This window comes from Agrobacterium sp. FDAARGOS_525, assembly GCF_003938925.1.
Lineage (GTDB): Bacteria > Pseudomonadota > Alphaproteobacteria > Rhizobiales > Rhizobiaceae > Agrobacterium > Agrobacterium pusense.
The window spans coordinates 943,059-964,970 of record NZ_RKIU01000003.1 but is presented as its reverse complement, the minus strand read 5'-3'; the positions used below and the strand labels follow the sequence as shown (position 1 = coordinate 964,970).

19 protein-coding genes are annotated in these 21,912 nt (G+C 58.8%); 14 read left to right on the top strand and 5 right to left on the bottom strand.

The genetic code is table 11. From position 1 onward, the window contains the following. Positions 1–25 precede the first annotated feature (25 nt). The 4 genes from htpX to purH all read left to right on the top strand — a co-directional run bounded on the left by htpX (position 26) and on the right by purH (position 5,932). Positions 26–991 carry a zinc metalloprotease HtpX gene (htpX, locus tag EGT36_RS05845; RefSeq protein ID WP_037090058.1) on the top strand — a complete coding sequence of 322 codons (966 nt, stop codon included), beginning with the start codon at positions 26–28 and terminating at the stop codon, positions 989–991. Further along, the gene (locus tag EGT36_RS05840; RefSeq protein ID WP_037090059.1) at positions 988–2,373 is read left to right on the top strand and encodes an RsmB/NOP family class I SAM-dependent RNA methyltransferase; all 1,386 of its coding nucleotides are present in this window, start codon (positions 988–990) and stop codon (positions 2,371–2,373) included. The genes htpX and EGT36_RS05840 overlap by 4 nt, the downstream gene beginning before the upstream one ends. Before the next feature lie 125 nt (positions 2,374–2,498). Next, complete coding sequence (locus EGT36_RS05835) at positions 2,499–4,166, top strand: heparinase II/III family protein (RefSeq protein WP_037090061.1); 1,668 nt, start codon at positions 2,499–2,501, stop codon at positions 4,164–4,166. 149 nt (positions 4,167–4,315) lie between these two features. Then, positions 4,316–5,932 (top strand): bifunctional phosphoribosylaminoimidazolecarboxamide formyltransferase/IMP cyclohydrolase, encoded by a 1,617-nt coding sequence (gene purH / locus EGT36_RS05830; protein ID WP_037090062.1) that lies wholly within the window; start codon positions 4,316–4,318, stop codon positions 5,930–5,932. 84 nt (positions 5,933–6,016) lie between these two features. Here purH and EGT36_RS05825 read toward each other — a convergent pair whose 3' ends face one another. Then, a complete protein-coding gene (locus EGT36_RS05825) occupies positions 6,017–7,549 on the bottom strand; it encodes a UxaA family hydrolase (protein ID WP_037090064.1) in 1,533 nt (510 codons plus the stop codon). A 42-nt stretch (positions 7,550–7,591) separates the two neighbouring features. Then, positions 7,592–8,284 carry a FadR/GntR family transcriptional regulator gene (locus EGT36_RS05820; RefSeq protein ID WP_004444212.1) on the bottom strand — a complete coding sequence of 231 codons (693 nt, stop codon included), beginning with the start codon at positions 8,282–8,284 and terminating at the stop codon, positions 7,592–7,594. 254 nt (positions 8,285–8,538) lie between these two features. Between EGT36_RS05820 and EGT36_RS05815 the strand changes: the two genes are divergently transcribed. The 9 genes from EGT36_RS05815 (at position 8,539) to EGT36_RS05775 (ending at position 17,857) form a co-directional block, all read left to right on the top strand. Then, entirely contained in the window at positions 8,539–10,104 is a 1,566-nt protein-coding gene (locus tag EGT36_RS05815; RefSeq protein WP_052114189.1) for a sugar ABC transporter ATP-binding protein, read from the top strand. Between the two features lie 8 nt (positions 10,105–10,112). Further along, entirely contained in the window at positions 10,113–11,135 is a 1,023-nt protein-coding gene (locus EGT36_RS05810) for an ABC transporter permease (protein ID WP_004444206.1), read from the top strand. A gap of 75 nt (positions 11,136–11,210) precedes the next feature. After that, entirely contained in the window at positions 11,211–12,152 is a 942-nt protein-coding gene (locus EGT36_RS05805) for an ABC transporter substrate-binding protein (RefSeq protein ID WP_004444202.1), read from the top strand. A 66-nt stretch (positions 12,153–12,218) separates the two neighbouring features. Continuing rightward, positions 12,219–13,232, top strand: a complete 1,014-nt coding sequence (locus tag EGT36_RS05800) for an aldo/keto reductase (RefSeq protein WP_125270124.1) — start codon at positions 12,219–12,221, stop codon at positions 13,230–13,232. Positions 13,233–13,236: 4 nt separating this feature from the next. Continuing rightward, positions 13,237–14,058 carry an amidohydrolase family protein gene (locus EGT36_RS05795; protein WP_037090068.1) on the top strand — a complete coding sequence of 274 codons (822 nt, stop codon included), beginning with the start codon at positions 13,237–13,239 and terminating at the stop codon, positions 14,056–14,058. Positions 14,059–14,061: 3 nt separating this feature from the next. Beyond that, complete coding sequence (locus tag EGT36_RS05790) at positions 14,062–15,072, top strand: zinc-binding alcohol dehydrogenase family protein (protein WP_037090070.1); 1,011 nt, start codon at positions 14,062–14,064, stop codon at positions 15,070–15,072. Beyond that, positions 15,069–16,202: a mannitol dehydrogenase family protein gene (locus EGT36_RS05785; protein WP_037090072.1), complete on the top strand. Its 1,134-nt coding sequence runs from the start codon at positions 15,069–15,071 to the stop codon at positions 16,200–16,202. The genes EGT36_RS05790 and EGT36_RS05785 overlap by 4 nt, the downstream gene beginning before the upstream one ends. A gap of 11 nt (positions 16,203–16,213) precedes the next feature. Continuing rightward, positions 16,214–16,543, top strand: a complete 330-nt coding sequence (locus EGT36_RS05780) for an L-rhamnose mutarotase (RefSeq protein WP_006700267.1) — start codon at positions 16,214–16,216, stop codon at positions 16,541–16,543. A gap of 36 nt (positions 16,544–16,579) precedes the next feature. Then, entirely contained in the window at positions 16,580–17,857 is a 1,278-nt protein-coding gene (locus tag EGT36_RS05775; RefSeq protein WP_035208026.1) for an L-fuconate dehydratase, read from the top strand. Here the strand turns inward: EGT36_RS05775 and cobD are convergent. Beyond that, a complete protein-coding gene (cobD, locus tag EGT36_RS05770) occupies positions 17,839–18,885 on the bottom strand; it encodes a threonine-phosphate decarboxylase CobD (RefSeq protein ID WP_037090076.1) in 1,047 nt (348 codons plus the stop codon). The two genes, EGT36_RS05775 and cobD, sit on opposite strands and share 19 nt — an antisense overlap. On the opposite strand from cobD, the gene cbiB reads away from it, so the two are divergent. Beyond that, positions 18,884–19,849: an adenosylcobinamide-phosphate synthase CbiB gene (gene cbiB, locus EGT36_RS05765; RefSeq protein ID WP_022557027.1), complete on the top strand. Its 966-nt coding sequence runs from the start codon at positions 18,884–18,886 to the stop codon at positions 19,847–19,849. The two genes, cobD and cbiB, sit on opposite strands and share 2 nt — an antisense overlap. Here cbiB and EGT36_RS05760 read toward each other — a convergent pair. Together EGT36_RS05760 and cobO are read right to left on the bottom strand one after the other, a co-directional pair. After that, entirely contained in the window at positions 19,836–21,293 is a 1,458-nt protein-coding gene (locus tag EGT36_RS05760) for a cobyric acid synthase (RefSeq protein WP_037090078.1), read from the bottom strand. The genes cbiB and EGT36_RS05760 overlap by 14 nt on opposite strands. 1 nt (position 21,294) lies before the next feature. Further along, the gene (gene cobO / locus EGT36_RS05755; protein ID WP_004444179.1) at positions 21,295–21,912 is read right to left on the bottom strand and encodes a cob(I)yrinic acid a,c-diamide adenosyltransferase; all 618 of its coding nucleotides are present in this window, start codon (positions 21,910–21,912) and stop codon (positions 21,295–21,297) included.

Sequence of the window (21,912 nt, the reverse complement as noted above, 5' to 3'; positions counted from 1 at the left end):
GGCCACGACAGGGAGATTTCAGCGGATGAACATGATGCGCACGGCAATGCTTCTGGCCTTCATGACGGCATTGTTCATGGGCGTCGGTTTTCTGATAGGGGGCAAGGGCGGCATGATGATTGCTCTCGTCATGGCTGCCGGCATGAATCTTTTTTCCTACTGGAATTCAGATAAGATGGTTCTCTCGGCCTATCATGCCCGGGAAATCGATGAGGCGAATGCGCCTGAGTTCTTCCACATGATCCGCGATCTCTCACACAATGCCGGCCTGCCCATGCCGAAGGTCTATATTTATGACAGCCCGCAGCCAAACGCCTTTGCGACGGGAAGGAACCCGCAAAACGCCGCTGTCGCTGCTTCAACGGGTCTGCTGGAGCGTTTGACGCCCGAGGAAGTGGCCGGTGTGATGGCGCATGAACTGGCGCATGTGCAAAACCGGGATACGCTGACAATGACAATTACCGCTACGCTGGCGGGTGCGATTTCCATGCTCGGCAACTTCGCGTTCTTCTTTGGCGGCAATCGGGAAAACAATAATAATCCTCTCGGATTCATCGGCGTCCTGGTTGCGATGATCGTCGCACCGCTTGCCGCAATGCTGGTCCAGATGGCGATCAGCCGAACTCGCGAATATTCCGCCGACCGGCGTGGCGCTGAAATCTGTGGCAATCCTCTCTGGCTTGCATCGGCGTTGCAAAAGATTTCCGGCATGGCGCAACGCATCCACAATGACGACGCGGAGCGCAATCCCGCAACAGCGCATATGTTCATCATCAACCCGCTCTCGGGTGAACGTATGGACAACCTTTTCTCCACGCACCCGAATACGGAAAACCGGGTGGCGGCATTGCATGCGATAGCACAGGAGTTTTCCCCGCGAGGATCGACGCCGCCGCCATCGGGTGATAGACCTCAGCGCAAATCGGGTTCGGTTCCCAAGACAGGCTGGGGACGGGGCAATGAAAATGAGCGCAAGGGACCTTGGTCTTGACATCAGATATTCAAAATAAGCCGTCACGGTCCAAAAAACCGAGGTTGGCGCAAGGCAGGGGCCGTGAAGACGGCCCTTCGTCTTTCCAGGACAAACCCGGTCTTCCTGCGCGCATAGCTGCCGCCCGCATATTGGCCGCCGTTCTGGAAAAGAAAACCTCGCTGGACGGTATGCTGGACAGCGAAAATGGCAATCCTGTTTATCGCGCGCTGTCGCCCGCGGACAGAGCGCTGGTGAGAGCCATCGTCAATAGCGCGCTTCGTCACCTCCCTCGGATCGAAACGGCGCTGTCAATGCTGCTGGATGGCCCGTTGCCGCAGGGTGCGCGTTCATTGCACCACATTCTCGTCGTTGGCGCGGCGCAAATGCTCTACCTTGATGTCCCGGATCACTCGGCCGTCGATCTCGCTGTCGAGCAGGCGCATCGTGATCCACGCAACAGGCGCTTCGTAAAGCTGGTCAACGCGGTTCTGCGACGGCTGGGTCGTGAGAAGGCCGAAATCGAAAAGGCCGTCGCCGGTGTGTCGGTCCTGCCGGACTGGTTCTACGCAAGGCTGGTTTCGGCCTATGGGCATGAGGTGGCGCAACGCATCTCTGCCGCGCAGCTCACACCCTCTTCCATCGACCTCACCGTCAAGGCCGATCCTGCCCTCTGGGCTGAGAAGCTGGGCGGAACCGTCATGCCGAATGGCAGCGTGCGCCTGGGTGAATTTGAAGGCCAGATACCTTCTCTCGAAGGTTTTGCGGAAGGCGCCTGGTGGGTGCAGGATCTTGCGGCCAGCATGCCCGTGCGATTACTCGGAGATATCTCAGGCAAGCGTGTTGCCGATCTCTGCGCCGCTCCGGGCGGCAAGACGGCCCAGCTTGCACTTGCGGGTGCGAAAGTGACGGCGCTGGATCAGTCTGGCAATCGTCTTCGTCGCCTGAGGGAAAATCTCGACCGGCTTGGCCTTCAGGCCGAAACGGTTGAGGTCAATATGTTGAAGTATCAGCCGGAGCAGCTTTTTGACGCTGTTCTTCTCGACGCACCCTGCTCTTCAACCGGGACATTGCGCAAACATCCCGATGTTTGCTGGACGAAGGACGAGGCCGATATTGCCAAGCTGGCTGCTCTGCAGGGCCAGATGTTGCGGCACGCGCTGACGCTGGTTGCACCAGGCGGTATCGTGGTGTTTTCCAATTGCTCGCTCGATCCTTCCGAAGGTGAGGCGATGATTGCCGAAGTCCTGGCGGAAAATCCCGATGTAGAACGTGTCGCCGTCCACAGTGAGGATTGGCCGGGAATGGAAGCGGCGATCAACGCCGAGGGTGACCTTCGCACCACGCCCGACATGTTCGGGGGGGTCGATGGGTTTTTTAGCAGTGTCTTGCGTAAGAAGTAGAAAAAAGCCAAGCTTTCGCGAATCATTGGATAATTGTCGATAACGTTCCGGTCATCACGGTTCACTGATAAAAACAAAACATGTGAAACGGGAAACACAGCTTGTTAGGGTCCTTTGCAGGCAGCATGAATGCCGCCGGTCTTCTTTCGCGGATGGCGTATCGCCATCTGTGTGTCGGCCTCACGCCGTTACGTCTGCATGTTTCACGTTTTGCCAATCGTGCGCCGGAGGGGCTGGTTGCGGCACCGACGGATCTTCGGGCAATCGATCCCTATTTTGCCGAGGAGTTGCTGCGCGGCCGTATCGCGCTTGCCGGCCGTGTCATGGAAACCGGTGGCCACTCGCCTTTTCAGGTGGAATATCCTTCGCTTGTTTTTGAAGAGCGGCTGCACGCGTTTAGCTGGCTGCGCCACATCCGTTCCGACAGATCGAGCGAGGCATGCAGGAAGGCCCGCCGTATCGTCGCCGAATGGATGGCCATCCATGGCAAAAAGCTTGCGGGGGTTGCGTGGGCTCCGGAAATCGCGGCGCAGAGATTGATCGCCTGGCTTTCTCACTCGCCCGTGGTCCTATACGAAGCAGATGCGGGTTTTTATCGCCGGTTTCTGAAAAGCCTGGTCTTTCACGTGCGTTACCTCGAGAAAATCGTCAGGCACGCGCCGGATGGGGAGGTGAGACTGCGGATCAGGATCGCGCTTGCCATGGCTTCTATCGCCATGCCCACCCGGATGTCGCGGATCGCGCGGCACGGAATGAAGCTGGCTCAGGAAATGGAGCGGCAGATCCTGCCTGATGGCGGGCATGTCTCCCGCAATCCGCGCGTGATGCTGGATCTGCTGCTCGACCTTCTGCCCCTCCGACAAAGCTATATCAATCTCGGCCATGACCTGCCGTCCGGGCTGGTTCCTGCGATAGACCGCATGTTTCCGGCGATACGGTTTTTTCGGCACCAGGGCGGCGATCTCGCCTTGTTCAACGGCGCAACAGCCACGCTCGCCAATGAGCTTGTTTCGGTGCTCCGTTATGATGAGACAGCGGGCCGGCCTTCAAAGGTGTTGCCGGATGTGAATTATCACCGCCTTGCCGCGGGCGAAACGGTGGTTATCGTGGATACGGGCTATCCTGGCTCGGCCGAGCTTTCACGTAACGCGCATTCGGGCTGCCTCTCTTTCGAGATGTCATGCGGAAAAAACCGCTTCATCGTCAATTCCGGGTTTCCGCGAAATGCGGCGCCTGAATATCAACGGGCTAGCCGGTCGACCGCTGCTCATTCCACCGTCACGCTTGCCGACACGTCTTCATGCAGACTGTCGCGGTCCAGATTGCTCGGACCGATCATGGTTTCCGGTGTCAGCCAGGTCGATAGCCGGCGCGAAACGGGTGTAAACGGCAATGATGTCCTGTGGGCGGCGCATGACGGATATCTTCACAACTTCGGCTGTTATCACGAACGGGAGATAGAGCTGAATGCCGCTGGCACCAAGATAAAGGGTCGTGACCTGCTAAGGGCCGATCACAATGCCGCAAACGCGCAGACCCAGTCGGTCTCGGCGGTTTCGCGTTTCCACATCCACCCCCATATCCAGCTGCACCAGCGGGATGATGAGTCAATTTATCTTGAGGCCGCGGACGGAACCACTTGGTTGCTGACGGCACCGGGGTTGGAGCTTTTCATGACCGAGGACGTGTTCATGGCCGATGCGTCCGGCATGCGGCCATCGCAGCAGATCGAGCTACCGTTCAATCTCGCCAATACGCGGGAGATTCGTTGGCTTATTGAGCGTCAGGCCTGAGCCTTTCCCCCTGGAATTTGGCAAAAATACCCTAGTTTTTATCCTTCGACGTCCCCGCTGTTTATTCTTGCGGTAAGCTGTGTTAACGCGGCGGCAATTGCTGGAAAACCCGTTCCAGCCTGTCCTCCCCGTTTAACGGAGTATATTCGATGGCCGTCGTATCCAAAAAAATTCCCGCTCCCGACAAGGTCAAAATTCGCACGGCGCTTCTCTCCGTGTCCGACAAGACCGACATTATCGAGCTGGCGACAGTTCTGTCCAAACTCGGCGTCAAGCTGCTCTCGACGGGCGGAACGGCAAAGGCTATTGCCGATGCGGGTCTGCCGGTGACGGATGTCTCCGAGGTCACCAATTTTCCCGAGATCATGGATGGCCGCGTCAAGACTCTGCATCCCAACGTGCATGGTGGGCTTCTGGCAATCCGGGATGATGCCGAACATGTGGATGCGATGAAGGCTCACGGTATTGAGGCCATCGATCTTTCTGTCATCAATCTTTATCCGTTCGAGGACGTTCGCGCCAAGGGCGGCGATTATCCGACCACGGTGGAAAACATTGATATTGGTGGTCCGGCCATGATCCGGGCATCGGCGAAGAATCATGCCTATGTGACCGTGGTGACCGATCCGTCCGATTATCCTGATCTGGTTGAAGCCCTGCAGGCCGATGACGGACAGACAAACTATGCGCTGCGCCAGCGCTTCGCCGCCAAGGCTTATGCCCGCACGGCTGCTTATGACGCAATGATTTCCAACTGGTTTGCCGAGGCGCTCGCTATCGAAACCCCTGACTACCGCGCCATTGGCGGCGTGCTGAAGGAAAAGATGCGTTATGGCGAAAACCCGCACCAGAGCGCCGGTTTTTATCTGACCGGAGAAAAGCGGCCTGGCGTGGCAACAGCGACGCTTCTTCAGGGCAAGCAACTGTCCTACAATAATATCAACGACACCGACGCCGCCTACGAACTGGTTGCGGAGTTCCTGCCGGAAAATGCGCCGGCCGTTGCAATCATCAAGCACGCCAATCCCTGTGGCGTCGCGACCGGTCCGACGCTTGCAGAAGCCTACCGGCGAGCGCTGGCATGCGATTCCGTCTCGGCCTTCGGCGGCGTCATCGCTCTCAACCGCACGCTTGATGCGGAAACGGCGGAAGAGATCGTCAAGCTTTTCACTGAAGTCATCATCGCACCTGATGTTACAGAAGAAGCAAAATCGATCATTGCCCGCAAACCTAACCTGCGACTTCTGGCAGCCGGCGGCCTGCCTGACCCGCGCGCGGCCGGCATTACCGCAAAGACGGTTTCGGGCGGCCTTCTGGTCCAAAGTCGCGATAATGGCATGGTCGAAGATCTGGATCTCAAGGTCGTCACCAAGCGCGCGCCGACGGCGCAGGAACTTGAAGACATGAAGTTTGCCTTCAAGATCGCCAAGCACGTGAAATCCAACGCCGTCATCTACGCCAAGGACGGCCAGACAGCGGGTATCGGCGCCGGCCAGATGAGCCGCGTCGACTCGGCCCGTATCGCGGCTCAGAAGGCCGAAGATGCCGCCAGGGCTCTCGGCCTGGCTGAACCGCTGACCCGTGGCTCTGCCGTCGCTTCGGAAGCCTTTTATCCCTTTGCCGATGGCCTGCTTGCGGCGATTGCCGCTGGCGCGACTGCCGTTATTCAGCCCGGCGGTTCCATGCGCGATCAGGAAGTGATCGACGCTGCCAATGAGCACGATGTTGCGATGGTCTTTACTGGCATGCGTCACTTCCGCCATTAAGCGCAATATGATCAGAAATGAACAAGGCCCGAAGAATCGCTCTTCGGGCCTTTTTTGTTTCACGTGGGACAGTGGGGTGAGGGCTCAGGTCACTGCGCCGACCTGCCAGGGCACGAATTCATTATCGCCATAGTCGTAGATCTCGCTGACAGTCTTGTTGCCGGAGGCCACCGCTATGATGTGTTCGAAAATTCTTTCGCCGGATTCTTCGATTGTTTCGTTCCCGGTAACGATCTCGCCGCAGTTCAAATCCATATCTTCCTTCATGTGTTCATACATTTCGGAATTTGTGGCGATCTTGATGCATGGTGCAGGCTTGAAGCCGGAAACCGAGCCGCGGCCGGTGGTGAAACAGATGACGTTACAGCCGCCGGCAACCTGCCCTGTCACGGCAACAGGGTCGTAACCGGGTGTGTCCATGAAGACGAAACCCTGCTCCGTTACTGTCTCCGCAAATTCGTACACCGCCTTCAACGGCATGGATCCGCCCTTGGCGACCGCGCCCAGCGATTTCTCCAGAATGGTTGTCAGGCCGCCAAGCTTGTTGCCGTGAGAGGGGTTGTTGTTGAGTTCATCGCCGTTACGAGCCGTGTAATCACGCCACCAGTCGATGCGCTGCAAAAGCTTTTCGGCGACGGCAGGGGTGATGGCGCGCTTGGTCAAAAGATGTTCGGCGCCGTAAATCTCCGGCGTTTCGGAGAGAACTGTGGTGCCGCCATTGCGGACGATGAGGTCGGAGGCATATCCGAGGGCCGGGTTGGCGGAAATGCCGGAGTATCCGTCGGAACCGCCGCATTCCAGCGCCACTTTCAGCTTTGAAAGCGGCTGTTCCGTACGGCGTGCGGCATTGACCATCGGCAGCATGGCCTTAATCTCGGTAATTGCCGCGTCGATCGTTTTGCGGGTGCCGCCATGCTGCTGGATTGTCATGGTGCGCAGCCGGTCGCCCTCCTCCATTTTGTAATGTTCGAGGATAGGCGCGATCTGGTTGGTCTCACAGCCCAAGCCGATCAACAGGATTCCACCAAAATTGGGATGGCGGGCATAGCCCTGGATGGTGCGGATCAGCAGACGGTAGCCTTCCGATTTTGTATTCAGCGCGCAGCCCCCGCCGTGGGTCAGCGCCACGACGCCATCGACGTTGTCGAAACCATCAAGGCCGCCCTGCTTGTTGAAATAATCGGCGATATAGCGTGACACCGTGGCGGAACAGTTCACAGAAGCGATGACGCCGATATAGTTTCTCGTTCCGACACCGCCGAGGCCACGGTCATATCCCATGAAGGTACGGCGCTCGGCTTGCGGCACCATGCCCTTCTCCTCAATGTCGACGCTGAACTGATGCGCGTGTTCGGAAGGCACCATGGCAAGATTGTGCAGGTGCACGTGCCGACCAGGTTCGATGTCCTGGGTGGCAATGCCAATCACCTGCCCGTATTTCAGCACCTCATCTCCGGATCTGATGAATTTAAGGGCCACTTTGTGCCCGCGCCCAATCAATTCGAGCGCCGCCAGATCGCCCCTGCCCGTCGCGCCGCCCGCCGGGATGGACCGACGCGCCACCGCAACGTTGTCGTTGGCGTTCAGCAAAATGGTTGCCTCGGAATTCTCACTCACGGATGTTCCTCCTCCCGGTATATTGTCTGCTATGCTCCTGAATCAGTTTTCGACCCAGCGTCTCTTAGAACCTTCCAGATGGGTATGCATGGCGGCCTGCGCCAACAGCGGGTCTTTCAGTTCAAGCGCGGCGAGAATGGCCTCATGTTCCTGAAGAGCATGGGTCCAGGTATCGCGGTCTTCAAACTTCACGCGGAGCTGGGCCGAAATGGGGCTATGGCGCTCATCGAAAAGGTTGGCCACCATTCGGGCTAAAACGCTGTTACCGGATTGCTCGGCTATTGTGACGTGAAACAGCCGGTCCTGATCCAGCGGCTTGCGACCGGCCTCTATTTCCCTCTGCATGGTATTGAGTATCTGGCGCAGGGTCGCGATCGCTTCATCGGTCATCCGGCTTGCCGCCAGCACGATGGTGGCACCCTCCAATGCGGCGCGCGCCTGCATCAGTTCGGAGGGGCTGTCGCCAAGCGATTTGGTATGGTGGGTCGTCTGCAGCGCTTCCGCCGAAACATAGACGCCGGAACCCATACGAATTTCCACTGTGTTGTCGATCTCAAGCGCAATCAGGGCCTCGCGCAGCGAAGGCCTCGATACACCGAGCTTCTGAGCCAGTTCCCGCTCAGCGGGAAGCCGCGTACCGGGCAGGAATTCACCCAGATCGATGAGTTCGCGTATCTGGTCCGCAATCTGCTGATAAAGCCTGCGCGGCTCCGCTATTTTGGCCTGACCACTCATGAGTTTTACGACAAGTCCTGTCTGAAGTTCATATTTGGCCTTACCGTAGCGCCAAGCGTATCAATACGCAAGAAATTACTTAAATACTTGAAATTACACGTTTTTTACCGAAGAAGTTTAGATATGAAATTTTCGCTATGAGTCCGGATTCGCAAATTGTCAGCTAATTGGCTTGACCATTTAAAAAAACCGGCCTAACCATTTGACCTGTTCATGACCCCGGTGGAGCGGGGATACGGGTGGGAGGTTTCCAGATGTCGCAGGGCGCATCGACAATTCGGGGCGAGTACTCGCCTGAGGAGATGGCGCGCGCGGAGCGTTCGGCCCTTCTGCGTCTCGAAAATATCAGCAAGGAATTCCCGGGCGTCAAAGCCTTGTCGAATGTGCATTTCGATCTGCGCGGCGGCGAGGTGCATGCTGTCTGTGGTGAGAACGGGGCGGGAAAATCGACGCTGATGAAAATCATCAGCGGTGTGTACCAGCCAAGTGATGGCACCATCCGGCACAAGGGCGTGAAGGTGCAATACGCCTCCCCGCTCGAGTCCGAAGCTGCCGGCATCGCCATCATCCACCAGGAACTCAATCTCGTTCCGCATCTTTCCGTCGCCGAAAACATCTATCTTGCGCGCGAACCGCGTCGCGGTTTCCTGGTTGACCGCAAGAAGCTGCGCCTCGATGCCAAGCGCTGTCTTGACCGGCTGGGTGTCGATATCGATCCGGATCAGATCGTCCGCGGCCTCTCCGTCGCCCAATGCCAGATGGTGGAAATCGCCAAGGCGCTCTCTCTTGATGCTGAAGTGCTCATCATGGATGAGCCGACCTCTTCTCTGACGGAGCAGGAAACCCGCCTTCTCTTCAAGGTCATCAGAGACCTCAAGGCTTCCGGCGTCGGTATCGTCTATATTTCTCACCGTCTCGACGAAATGGCCGAGATCGTCGATCGTGTGACGGTCTTGCGCGACGGACGTTATATTTCGACCGACGACTTCGCCTCCATCACCGTTGATGACATCGTCACGCGTATGGTCGGGCGTTCGCTGGAGGATAAATTCCCCGAACGCACGTCGCGCCCGACGGACGATATCATCTTCTCCGTCGATGGGCTGACCCGCAACGGCGTGTTCAGCGATGTCAGTTTTTCGCTTCGGCGTGGCGAAATCCTGGGTTTTGCCGGCCTTATGGGTGCAGGTCGAACGGAAGTCGCGCGGGCGATTTTTGGGGCGGACCCGCTCGATGCCGGCAAGATCACGTTCAATGGGCGCGAGCTTTCGATCAGCTCACCGCAGGATGCGATTAAAGAAGGCATCGCCTATCTCTCGGAAGACCGGAAAAGCGACGGCCTCGCCATCAAGATGTCGGTGGCGGCCAATACGACGCTCGCCAATCTCGGCGAACTTTCCAACCGTTTTGGGCTGATCGACTTCAGGAAACACGACGAGGTCACCAAGCGATACGTCGACCTCTTGAATATCCGCACGCCTTCCATCGAGCAGACCGTGCGCCTGCTATCGGGGGGGAATCAGCAAAAGATCATCATCGGCAAGTGGTTGTTCCGCCAATCCCGTATCCTGTTCTTCGATGAGCCTACACGTGGCATCGATGTCGGTGCGAAATTCGCGATCTACAAGATCATGGATGAGCTGGCCGCTCAGGGCATCGGCGTCATTCTCATCAGTTCGGAGCTGCCGGAAATTCTGGGGCTGACGGATCGCATCGCGGTTTTCCACCAGGGCCGGATTACGGGCGTGCTCGAAACTGCCAAGACCAATCAGGAAGAAATCATGCGGTATGCGTCCGGTTACGGCCGGGCCGCGCAGTGAGGAACGACATGGCCAATATTGCAGAACCCAAAAAGGGCTTCGCTGTCAGCGATCGCCAGAAGGACATCATCCAGAAATTTGCCGCGCTCGGCAGCCTGTTCGCCCTTGTCGCGGTGTTCTCCGCCACCAGCAGCGCCTTTTTTACCGTCAATAACGGCATGACGATCGCGTTGCAGGTCACGTCCATCGCTCTGCTCGGCATTGGCGCCACCTGTGTCATCATCACCGGCGGCATCGACCTTTCCGTCGGTTCGGTGCTGGCTCTTGCAGGGGTTGTTGCCGCTCTTGCGGTGAAGGAACTCGGCATGCCGGTGCCGGTCGGCATGTTGCTCGGCATTCTGACGGGTTCGCTCTGCGGGCTGATCAACGGGCTGCTGGTCACGCGCTTCAAGCTGCCGCCCTTCATCGCCACGCTCGGCATGATGCTGATTGCCCGCGGTGTGGCGTTGCAGATCACCGGTGCGCGCGCCGTGTCCGGCCTCGGCGAATCCTTCGGCGAACTTGGCAACGGCGCCCTTTTTCGCATCGTCAATATCGGTGACGACGGCTTTCCGAATGTCGTATTTCCAGGCATCCCCTACCCTGTCATCCTGATGGTGGTGATTGCGCTTGCGGTGTCCTTCATGCTCAACCGCTCGATCCTCGGCCGCCACATATACGCCGTGGGCTCCAATGCAGACGCCGCACGTCTTTCCGGCGTCAACGTCGCCCGCGTCACCAACTTCACATACATCCTCTCCGGTACGCTTGCTGGGTTGACGGGGTGCGTTTTGATGTCGCGCCTCGTTACCGCCCAGCCCAACGAAGGTGTGATGTATGAGCTGGATGCCATTGCCAGCGCGGTTATCGGCGGCACATCGCTGATCGGCGGCGTGGGCACGATTTCAGGCACGGCCATCGGCGCCTTCGTCATCGGCATCCTGCGCAACGGTCTTAATATGAATGGCGTCTCTGCCTTCACGCAACAGATCATCATCGGCCTCGTCATTCTGGTCACCGTCTGGATAGACCAGTTGCGCAACCGCCGCTGATCAAAGGGCTGCGGACCCTTTCCGCAAAAAAGATCGGCAGGGGAGGCCCGGTATGCCGACATCACGGAGGAAGAAATGAAGAAAATTGCGACTGCCCTTCTGACATCCGCAATCGCGCTGTGGAGCGTTTCCACCGTGCAGGCCGGTGAAATCGCCGTCATCGTCAAGACCGTCAATTCGACCTTCTGGCAGAACGTCCAGAAGGGCGCCGATGCGGCCATGAAGAATTCTTCAGGCAACACCATGACCTTCCAGGGTCCGGCTGCGGAATCGGCCATTGCCGACCAGGTTAACATGGTTGAAAACGCCATCAACCGTAAGGTCGCCGGCATCGTGCTTGCACCTTCCGATCCGGACGCGCTGGTGCCTGCTGTCAAGAAGGCCTGGGAAGCCCGTATCCCCGTCGTTCTCATCGACTCGCAGCTCGCCAAGGGCTCTGAGCAATATTACCAGTCGTTCCTCGCGACCGATAATAAGAAAGCCGGCGAACTGGCAGCGCAGGCGCTGATCGACAAGGTGGGCAAGGAAGGCAAGATCGCCGTCATGTCCTATGTCGCCGGGGCTGGTTCTGAAATCGGCCGTGTCGGCGGTTTCACCGATTACATCCAGATGAACTCAAACCTGAAGATCGTCGGCCCGTTCTACTCGCAGTCGCAGATGGCGACCGCGCTGAACCAGACGACCGACGTTCTGGCCGCCAATTCGGACCTGAAGGGCATTTTCGGCGCCAATGAGCCGACGGCCATCGGCGTTGGCCGTGCGCTCGCCCAGTCAGGCAAGGCCGGCAAGGTCGTCGCCATCGGCTTCGACGGCAACCAGGATCTGCAGAACTTCGTGAAGGACGGCACGCTCGCCGGAATCGTGGTTCAGGGCTCCTATCAGATGGGTGAAAAGGGCGTCGAAACCGTCACCAAGCTCATCAACAAGGAAAAGGTCGAGAAGTTCGTCGACACCGGCGTCGTTGTTGTCACCAAGGACAATATCGAAAAACCGGAAGCAAAGAACGTTCTTTACTGATCAAGCGATGACGCGCCGCTTCACCGGCGGCGCGTCTTTCCAAAGGCAAGCTGGAAAGTCTCCGCGATGAAAGTCTCCGATACACGTAAATTGCCGCGCCGCGCCGTCGACGTTACCGTCATGGGTCTCGGTTGCGCCCAGATGGGCAATCTCTACCGCGTTACGCCCTATGAAGAGTCCAAGGGTGCGTTTGACAAGGCATGGGAAAGCGGCATGCGTTATTTCGATACCGCGCCGTTTTATGGATATACGCGGTCGGAGCGTCGCCTGGGGACCATGGTCACGGAGCACGACCGGAGCGAATATACGCTGAGCACCAAGGTCGGCCGCGTCATGGTTCCCGATGAGACCGTGGGCCCGGAAGAGGATGCCTATATTGCGCCGCTACCCTTCCGCCCGCTCTATGATTATTCCTATGATGGCATTCTACGCTCTTTCGAGGCCAGCCAGCAGAGGCTCGGCGTTCTGAAGCCGGATATTCTTTATGTGCACGATATCGGCTCCTACACCCATGGCGAAAAGCACCAGCATTACTGGGAGCAGCTGACCGCTGGCGGCGGCTTCCGGGCGCTTGGCAAGCTGCGTGAGGAAGGTTCAACTGGCGCTATCGGCCTTGGCGTCAACGAGTGGGAAATTGTCAACGACGCCATGGATGTCTTTGACATCGACGTCGCCATGCTTGCCGGCCGCTATACGCTGCTGGAGCAGCAGAGCCTTGCTTTCATGAACCGCTGCGCCGAAAGCGGTGTCGGCATCGTTGTCGCCGGTGCTTTCAATTCCGGCATTCTCGCGGGCAACCGCAAATTCAATTATGCCGATGCGCCTGCCGATATCCTTACGCGGGTTGATGCGCTGCAGGGTGTCTGCGAAGAAGTCGGTGTGTCGCTGCAGGCGGCTGCATTGCAATTTCCGCTGGCCCATCCGGCTTCGGTTACCGTCGTCTCGGGCGCGCGGAATGCGCAGCAGCTCGCTTCCAATATCGAATGGTTCGAACAATCTATTCCGGATGAGTTCTGGGCGGAACTGCACAGACGCGGTCTGATCGCCGAAGGTGCGCCGGTGCCGGGCGGAAAGGCCTGAGGCAATGCTTATCGACGCCCACCAGCATTTCTGGTTAATGAAGGACCGTGCCGGCCAATGGCCGCCGCCGTCGCTCGCCGCCATCTACCGGGATTTTCTTCCAGCGGATCTATCGCCATTGCTGGCCGCGGCCGGAATTTCCGGCACCGTGCTGGTTCAGACGATGGAGACGGCTGCTGATACGGATTTCATGCTGGCGCTCGCGGAAGAAACAGATTTCATCAAAGGTGTGGTCGGCTGGGTGGACATGAAGTCTCCCGATGCTGCAACGGAAATCGCCCGCCGGGCAAAACATCGGGCGTTCAAAGCCGTGCGCCCGATGCTGCAGGGCATGGAAGACGTGGCATGGATCGATGATCCGCTGCTCGATCCCGCCGTGGCGGCGTTGGTGAACCAAGGCCTGGCGTTCGATGCGCTGGTCCTGCCGCCCAATCTGCCGCATCTCCTCGCGTTTGCCCGGCGTCACCCGCAATTGCCTGTTGTCATCGACCATGGTGCCAAGCCGCTGATTGCGACCGGCCACTACAGCGCCTGGCGCAAGGATATGGGCGCTTTGGCGGCTCTTCCCAATGTCCATTGCAAGCTCTCCGGCCTTCTGACCGAGCGCGGCGATCAGCGACCGGAAGCGGTGCGGCCCTATGCCGAGACGATTCTGGAGTTGTTCGGCGCAGACCGGGTGATTTTCGGCAGCGACTGGCCGGTTTTGCGACTGGCGGGCGATTATCAGGAATGGCTGGGCTTCTGTCGCGATATCGTGCCGGCAGCGGACCATGCGGCAGTCTTCGGCGGTAACGCCATTCGTTTTTACTCCCTTTCCCACAGGTGATCCATGCTGGCGATTTTCTGCGACACTCCCGGTCAACTCAGCGCCAAGGATCTGCCTAAACCTGTGCGTGGCGAAGGTGAGGTGCTGGTGCGCGTCCGTCGCATCGGGGTTTGCGGTACGGATCTCCACATCTTCACCGGCAATCAGCCTTACCTCTCTTATCCGCGGATCATGGGCCATGAGCTCTCCGGTACGGTTGAAGAGGCGCCGCAAGGCAGCCATCTGTCGGCCGGCGACGTTGTTACCATCATTCCGTATATTTCTTGCGGGAAATGCAGCGCCTGCCTGAAGGGCAAGAGCAATTGCTGCCGCAATATCGGCGTGCTCGGCGTTCATCGTGATGGCGGCATGGTGGAATATCTGAACGTGCCGCAGCAATTCGTGTTGAAGGCTGAAGGGCTGAGCCTCGACCAGGCGGCGATGACCGAATTTCTGGCTATCGGCGCGCATGCGGTGCGCCGTGGCAACGTCGAAAAAGGACAGAAGGTTCTGATCGTCGGCGCCGGACCGATCGGCATGGCGGTAGCGGTTTTCGCGGTTCTCGATGGCGGCGAAGTCACGATGATCGATGGCCGCACCGACCGGCTGGATTTCTGCAAGGAGCATCTCGGCGTCGCCCATACAGTGTCGCTTGGGGACGGCGACAAAGATCGTCTTTCCGAGATTACCAACGGTGATTTCTTCGATGCGGTCTTCGATGCGACCGGTAATCCTAAAGCCATGGAGCGCGGCTTTTCCTTCGTCGGCCATGGCGGTTCGTATGTGCTTGTTTCCATCGTCGCTAGCGATATCAGCTTCAACGATCCGGAGTTCCACAAACGTGAAACGACGCTGCTCGGCAGCCGAAATGCGACGCCGGCGGATTTCGAACGCGTGTTGCAGGCATTGCGGGAAGGGAAAGTACCTGAGGCGCTGATTACGCACCGTATGACGCTTGCCGACGTGCCATCGCAGTTCGCAGGGCTGACCGATCCGAAAGCCGGAGTCATCAAAGGCATGGTGGAGGTCGCATGACGCCCGAGACGCCCATCCTGCAATTCGGTACCAGCCGCTTTCTTCTGGCGCATGCGGACCTCTTTGTCTCGCAAGCGCTGGAGAAGGACGAGGCTATCGGTCGCATCGCGATTGTCCAGACAACCGGCAATGCGGAAAGCCTGAAGCGTGTCGCGGCGCTGAATAGTGGCGCGCCCTACCCCGTGCGCATTCGCGGCATCCGTGACGGGCGGAACGTGGATGAGGAAATTGAGGGCAAGGCTGTCGCGCGGGCCCTGACCTCGGCAACCGAATGGGAGGAAGTACGCCGCCTCGCCTGCGAAGCTGCTGTCATCTTGTCCAATACCGGAGACCGCGGTTATGAGCTTGATTCTGCGGATGGCGCAGATCTCGCGGCGGATTTTACGGCCGTCCCGAGGAGCTTTCCGGCGAAACTCTGCATTTTGCTGCTCGAACGTTTTCAGCGCAATCCGGAAGCGCCCTTGTCCATCTTTCCTTGTGAACTTGTGCCGCGTAATGGCGAAAAGCTGAAAGAGGTCATTCGCCGGCTTGCCGATGAATGGCAATTGCCGGCGGGTTTTGCCTTTTACCTGAACGAAAAGTGCCGTTTCGCCAATAGCCTGGTCGATCGCATCGTTTCCGAGCCTATCGATCCGGTAGGTGCAGTGGCGGAGCCTTACGCGCTCTGGGCGATCGAAAAGCAGGACGGGCTTGTCCTGCCCTGCACTCACCCTGCCGTGGTGCTGACGGACGACCTCGACCACTATGAAAAGCTGAAGCTTTTCCTGCTGAATCTCGGCCATTCCTATCTGGCGGAACGCTGGCTGCAGGATGCGCGGGCGAAGGACGAGACGGTGCGTCAGGCAATGGACGACAGTGCACTCGTCGCGGATCTGGAAACGTTATGGCGCGACGAGGTTCTGCCGGTCTTTATTGCTGAAGGCATGGGAAATGATGCGCAGGCCTATATCGGCGTGCTGCGGGAGCGTTTGCGCAATCCCTTCCTTGCCCATCGACTGGCCGATATCGCCGGTAATCACGATGAGAAGAAGCGCCGACGCTTTGCTCCGGTCATTGCCGCAGCGGACCGGCTGGGATTGAGCCTGCCGCAATCGAAGCTGCGCGCGGCGCTTGCCACCATCAGAAAGTAACGGAGTTTTTCATGCAGCGTATGGGAATGGTCATAGGCGTCAAGCCGGAGATGATCGCGGAGTATAAAAGGCTGCATGCCGCCGTCTGGCCGGAAGTTCTGGCGCTGATCAGCGATTGCAATATCCGTAACTACACGATTTTCCTGCGGGAGCCGGAAAACCTGCTGTTTGGCTATTGGGAATATCATGGCACCGATTTCAGCGCCGATATGGCGAAGATGGCGGCCAGCCCCAAGAACCAGGAATGGTGGTCTTTTACGATTCCCTGCCAGAAACCGCTCGAAACCCGCAGGGACGGCGAGTGGTGGGCTATGATGGAAGAGACCTTCCACCACGACTGAACGATTTCCATAGGCACTGACCGCGAGTAAACGGCCATGACAAAAATTACTGATCTGCGTGTTTTCGACCTGCGTTTCCCCACATCCCAGAGCCTGGACGGCTCCGATGCGATGAACCCCGACCCGGATTATTCGGCGGCTTATGTCATTCTCGACACGGATGAGCCGGGTCTTAAAGGCCACGGGCTGACCTTCACCATCGGCCGGGGCAACGATATTTGCTGCATGGCCATCGAAGCGATGCGTCACCTCGTCGTCGGCACCGATCTTGCCACGGTCACTGAGAACCCCGGCAAATATTGGCGGCATCTGACCAGCGACAGTCAGCTGCGCTGGATCGGCCCCGACAAGGGTGCGATGCATCTCGCCACCGGCGCCGTTGTCAACGCGGTGTGGGATTTGCTGGCCAAGAAAGCCGGCAAGCCTGTGTGGCAGCTGGTGGCTGATATGAGCGCTGAAGAAATCGCCGATATCGTTGATTACCGTTATCTCACTGACGTGCTGACCCGGGACGAGGCGCTCGCAATTCTCAAGAAAGCCGAAAGCGGCAAAAAGGAACGCATCGAGACGCTGAAGAGCGAAGGTTACGCCTGCTATACGACTTCCGCAGGCTGGCTCGGTTATGACGACGCCAAGCTGCGCCGTCTTTGCCAGGAAGCCATCGATGCCGGTTTCAACCATGTGAAGATGAAGGTTGGACGTGATCTGGAGGATGACATTCGCCGTCTCACCATTGCCCGCGAGGTGATCGGCCCCGACCGTTATTTGATGATCGATGCCAATCAGGTGTGGGAAGTGGACCAGGCAATCGAGTGGGTGAATAAGCTCGCCTTTTCCAAGCCCTTCTTCATCGAAGAACCGACCAGCCCGGATGATGTCGCCGGCCATCGTAAGATTCGCGCAGCCATTGGTTCCGTGAAGGTGGCGACGGGCGAAATGTGCCAGAACCGCATCATGTTCAAGCAGTTCATCGCTGAAGGCGCGATCGATGTGGTGCAGATCGACAGCTGCCGTATGGGTGGCCTCAACGAAGTGCTGGCGGTGCTGCTGATTGCCGCCAAATACAATCTGCCGGTCTGGCCGCATGCTGGCGGCGTCGGGCTTTGCGAATATGTGCAGCACCTGTCGATGATCGACTATCTGGTGGTTTCAGGCACCAAGGAAGGTCGCGTCATCGAATATGTGGATCACCTACACGAGCATTTCATCGAGCCCTGCGATATCAGAGACGCCGCTTATATGCCGCCGAAACTGCCGGGTTTCTCCATCGAAATGAAGCCGGAGTCGATTGAAACCTACACTTTCGAGGGATGATCGAAAGAGAGCAGCGCCGCTTGAAGGCGCTGCCACTCAGCGTCGTTACCCGGAAGGCCGAAACGGATGTCGTCCGGCCTTTCATCGAAAATGCGCACGAGTATCCCGAGACGGCCGAGATGGTCGAACAGGGCCTTGGCACGCTCGTCCCGCACCAGTGTGAACAGAGGCGTGCCGCCAACCCCGTTCAGACCCGCTTTTTCCAAAAGGCAATTCATGCGCCGTGCTTCATCCGCGAGACGCAGCCGCATCGCAGATTGCCACGTTCCATCCGCCAAGGCTTCCGTAGCAATGTGCAGCGCCGGGCCGGAAACCGCCCATGGGCCGAGCCTCGCCTCCAACCCCGCAGCGATATCAGGGTGCGCAATTGCAAAACCAAGCCGGATTCCCGCCAGGCCATAAAATTTGCCGAAGGAACGAAGGACGACCAGAGCATGCCGATCAACGCTATCCGCAAGGCTCTCGGCGCCTCCGGTTTCGATGAAGGCTTCATCCACCACCAGCAGGCCGCCGTTTCGATGCATTGAATCGGCGAGCCGCAAAAGAGTTTCGCGATCGATGATACGTCCGTCGGGATTGTTGGGATTGACCACCACCACGTAGTCGTGAGCGATCAGGTCGCTGACATGCTCCACTTCCCTCATGGTCAGCCCGGCCATGCGTGCGGTGCGGGCATGTTCCGCGTAGGCAGGTGACAGCACTGCGCCGCTCTTGGCGCCCCGGGCAAGTGCGGTTTGAGCCAGCAGCGGCATGAGCATCTGGGTGCCGGGCGATAGCGTGACATGTCGGGCGGAGGGTGCGCCGAAATGGGGTGCGGCCAGCCGTTTCAGATAGTCGGCCGTCTCGGGCTCCGGCAGGCGAGCGAATGCGCTGGCGGGAATGGCAGAATACGGATAGGGATGCGGGTTGATTCCGGTCGAAAGGTCGATCCACGGTTCAGACGCGTCTGGAAACATCAGGCGCGCTCTGCCGAGATTGCCGCCGTGGCGGATCGCAGCCTGTGCCATTTCTGATATTGTCTCGCCCATGTTCCTCGCTCTCGCTTTCCTGTCGCTCGTGATCGAACGCCTGACCGGTTATCCGGACTGGCTGTTCAAACATATCGGCCATCCTGTCACCTGGGTCGGTTCGCTTATCGCGCTGCTGGACCAAAAATGGAACCGGGACAGCGCGTCATTTTCACGGCGCAAGGCCGCGGGTGTTGTGGCGCTGGTTGTTTTTGTCGGGCTGACGGTGATCCTTGCATGGTTTGCGCAATCTGTTCTGCTTTTCCTGCCCTTCGGACTTCTGGCGGTCGCCATCCTAGGTGCTTCGCTTCCGGCACAGAAAAGTCTGGAGCAGCATGTGGAGGCGGTTGCGACTGCGCTGGAGCGTGAAGGAGTTGAGGGTGGCCGCAAGGCTGTCTCGATGATCGTCGGCCGCGACCCGCAAAAGCTGGATGAGGCGGCGATCTGCCGGGCGGCGATCGAAAGTCTCGCCGAGAACTTTTCCGATGGCATCGTCGCCCCTGCCGTCTGGATGGGGCTTCTGGGCCTGCCAGGTGGTGCGGCTTATAAGGCGGTCAATACGGCCGACAGCATGATCGGTCATCGTTCGCCTCGCCATGAAGCGTTCGGCTGGGCTTCGGCCCGGCTTGACGATCTCATCAATCTGCCCGCTTCGAGATTGAGCGGCAGCCTGTTTGTGGTCGCCGCATTTTTTGTCGAGGGCGCGTCGCCAAAAGCGGCCATTGCCGCGATCCGTCGCGATGCGCGCCACCACCGCTCTCCCAATGCAGGCTGGCCGGAGGCGGCGCTTGCCGGCGCGCTGGGTTTTGCGCTTGCCGGACCGCGTTCTTACGGCGGACAGATGATCGAAGCGCGTTTCATGGGGGACGGCGGAAGGTCTGCGCTGGTCGCCGGCGATATTCGCACGGCGTTGCGGCTGGCACGGATTGCGGACCTGTTGCTGATCGGCCTATTCGGACTTCTGGCGATCCTTATCGCGCTATAGCCAGCAGACCGTCGAGATCGAGGTGCTGTTCCATATGCGCAGCCAGACGGTCGAGAACCGCATCCACCTGCGCATCATAGTTCAGGTCGGTGCCGCACCCGCCGAGACGCTCCAACCATGCGCCGCGCTGGCTATCATGAGCAAAAAGGCCATGAATATAGGTGCCGAAGACACGGCCGTCGGGTGAGATGCTTCCATCGTAATGGCCGTCGATCGTCGAAAACGCCAGATTGCCTGCTGCTCCCGTGGTTTCCCCGACATGCATTTCGTAGCCGGATAAACCAACACCATCAAAGCTCACGCCTTGAACGGAAACGAGTCGCTTGTCACCCGTCAAAACCGTGTCGACATCAAGCAGACCGAGCCCGTCGACAGTCGCAGGTGGTCCCTCGATACCGTCAGGATCCGCAACGGTTTTTCCGAGCATCTGGTAGCCACCGCAAAGGCCGAGAACGTAGCCGCCGCGGCGCACATGCGCCTTTATGTCGATGTCCAGACCCGCATCTTTCAGCACGGCGAGATCGGCAATGGTGGATTTCGAACCGCACAGCAAAACCAGCCGGCAATCGGCGGGAATGGTCTCGCCCGGCCGCACGCGGATCAGTTCCACGTCCGGCTCCATGTCCAGAGGGTCGAGATCATCGAAATTGGAAATGTGCGGCAGGATCGGCACGGCGATGCGGATCTTTGCGCCGGGTTTTCGCTCAGCCGGGGCGGAAAGACCGAGCGCGTCCTCAGCCGGCAGTTTCGTGGCATCGGAGAAATGCGGCAGAAGGCCTATCGACGCCCAGCCTGTCCTTTTCTGAATTATCCGCATGCCGTCCGAAAACAACGCGGGATCACCGCGAAAGCGGTTGACGATGAAACCTTCGATCATCGCCGCATCGTCAGGTTCGAGTACGACTTTGGTACCGACAAGGCTGGCGATGACGCCGCCGCGGTCGATATCGCCGATGAGGATCACAGGCGCGTCAGCAGCTCTCGCAAACCCCATATTGGCGATATCATTGGCACGCAGATTGATTTCGGATGCGCTGCCCGCCCCCTCCACCAGCACCAGATCGGCCTGTTGTTTCAGGCGGTTGAAGCTATCCAGCACGCGCGGCATCAACCCGGCTTTCAGGTGCTGGTAATCGGCTGCCCTGGCATTGCCGGCGATTTTGCCCTGAACCACCACCTGTGCCCCGGTCTCGCTCTGCGGTTTCAGAAGAACCGGATTCATGTGGACAGAGAGGGGTACGCCAGCGGCCCGCGCCTGCAGCGCCTGTGCTCGGCCGATCTCGCCGCCGTCGGCGGTAACGGCCGCATTATTCGACATGTTCTGTGGTTTGAACGGCATGACGGACAGGCCGCGCCTGACGAAGGCGCGGGCTAGACCGGCCACCATCAGCGATTTGCCGACATCCGAGCCGGTTCCCTGAAACATCAGAACCCGTGCGGCCATGTCAGAATTCTATCCCTGGCTGTGCTTTCACGCCCGCCTTGAAATGATGTTTTACCAGCGTCATCTCCGTCACCATGTCGGCGGCGTCTATCAGCGGTTGCTTGGCATTGCGGCCGGTGACGATGATGTGCAGATCGGGCCGGCGGCTGGCCAGCGTCGTCACGACCTCATCAAGCGGCAGGTAATCATAACGCAATGCGATATTCAGTTCGTCGAGTATCAGCAGGCCGATCGTCTGGTCAGCCATCAGTGTCACGGCTTCTTCCCACGCCTTCGCGGCAGCGGCAACATCGCGCTTCAGATCCTGCGTATCCCAGGTGAAGCCTTCACCCATGGTACGCCACACCACCTTGTCACCGAACAGAGCCAGCGCCTGCTGTTCGCCGGTCGACCATGCACCCTTGATGAATTGCACGACGCCGACCCTGCGCCCGATGCCGAGCATACGCAACGCAAGGCCGAAGGCGGCCGTGGACTTGCCCTTGCCGGGGCCGGTATTGATCATCAGTAGACCTTTTTCGATGGTCTTTGCCGCGACTTCGGCATCCTGCACCGTCTTGCGGTTGACCATTTTCTGCCGATGGCGCTCGGCTTCGTTGTCGCTGATGTCGCGTGTCAT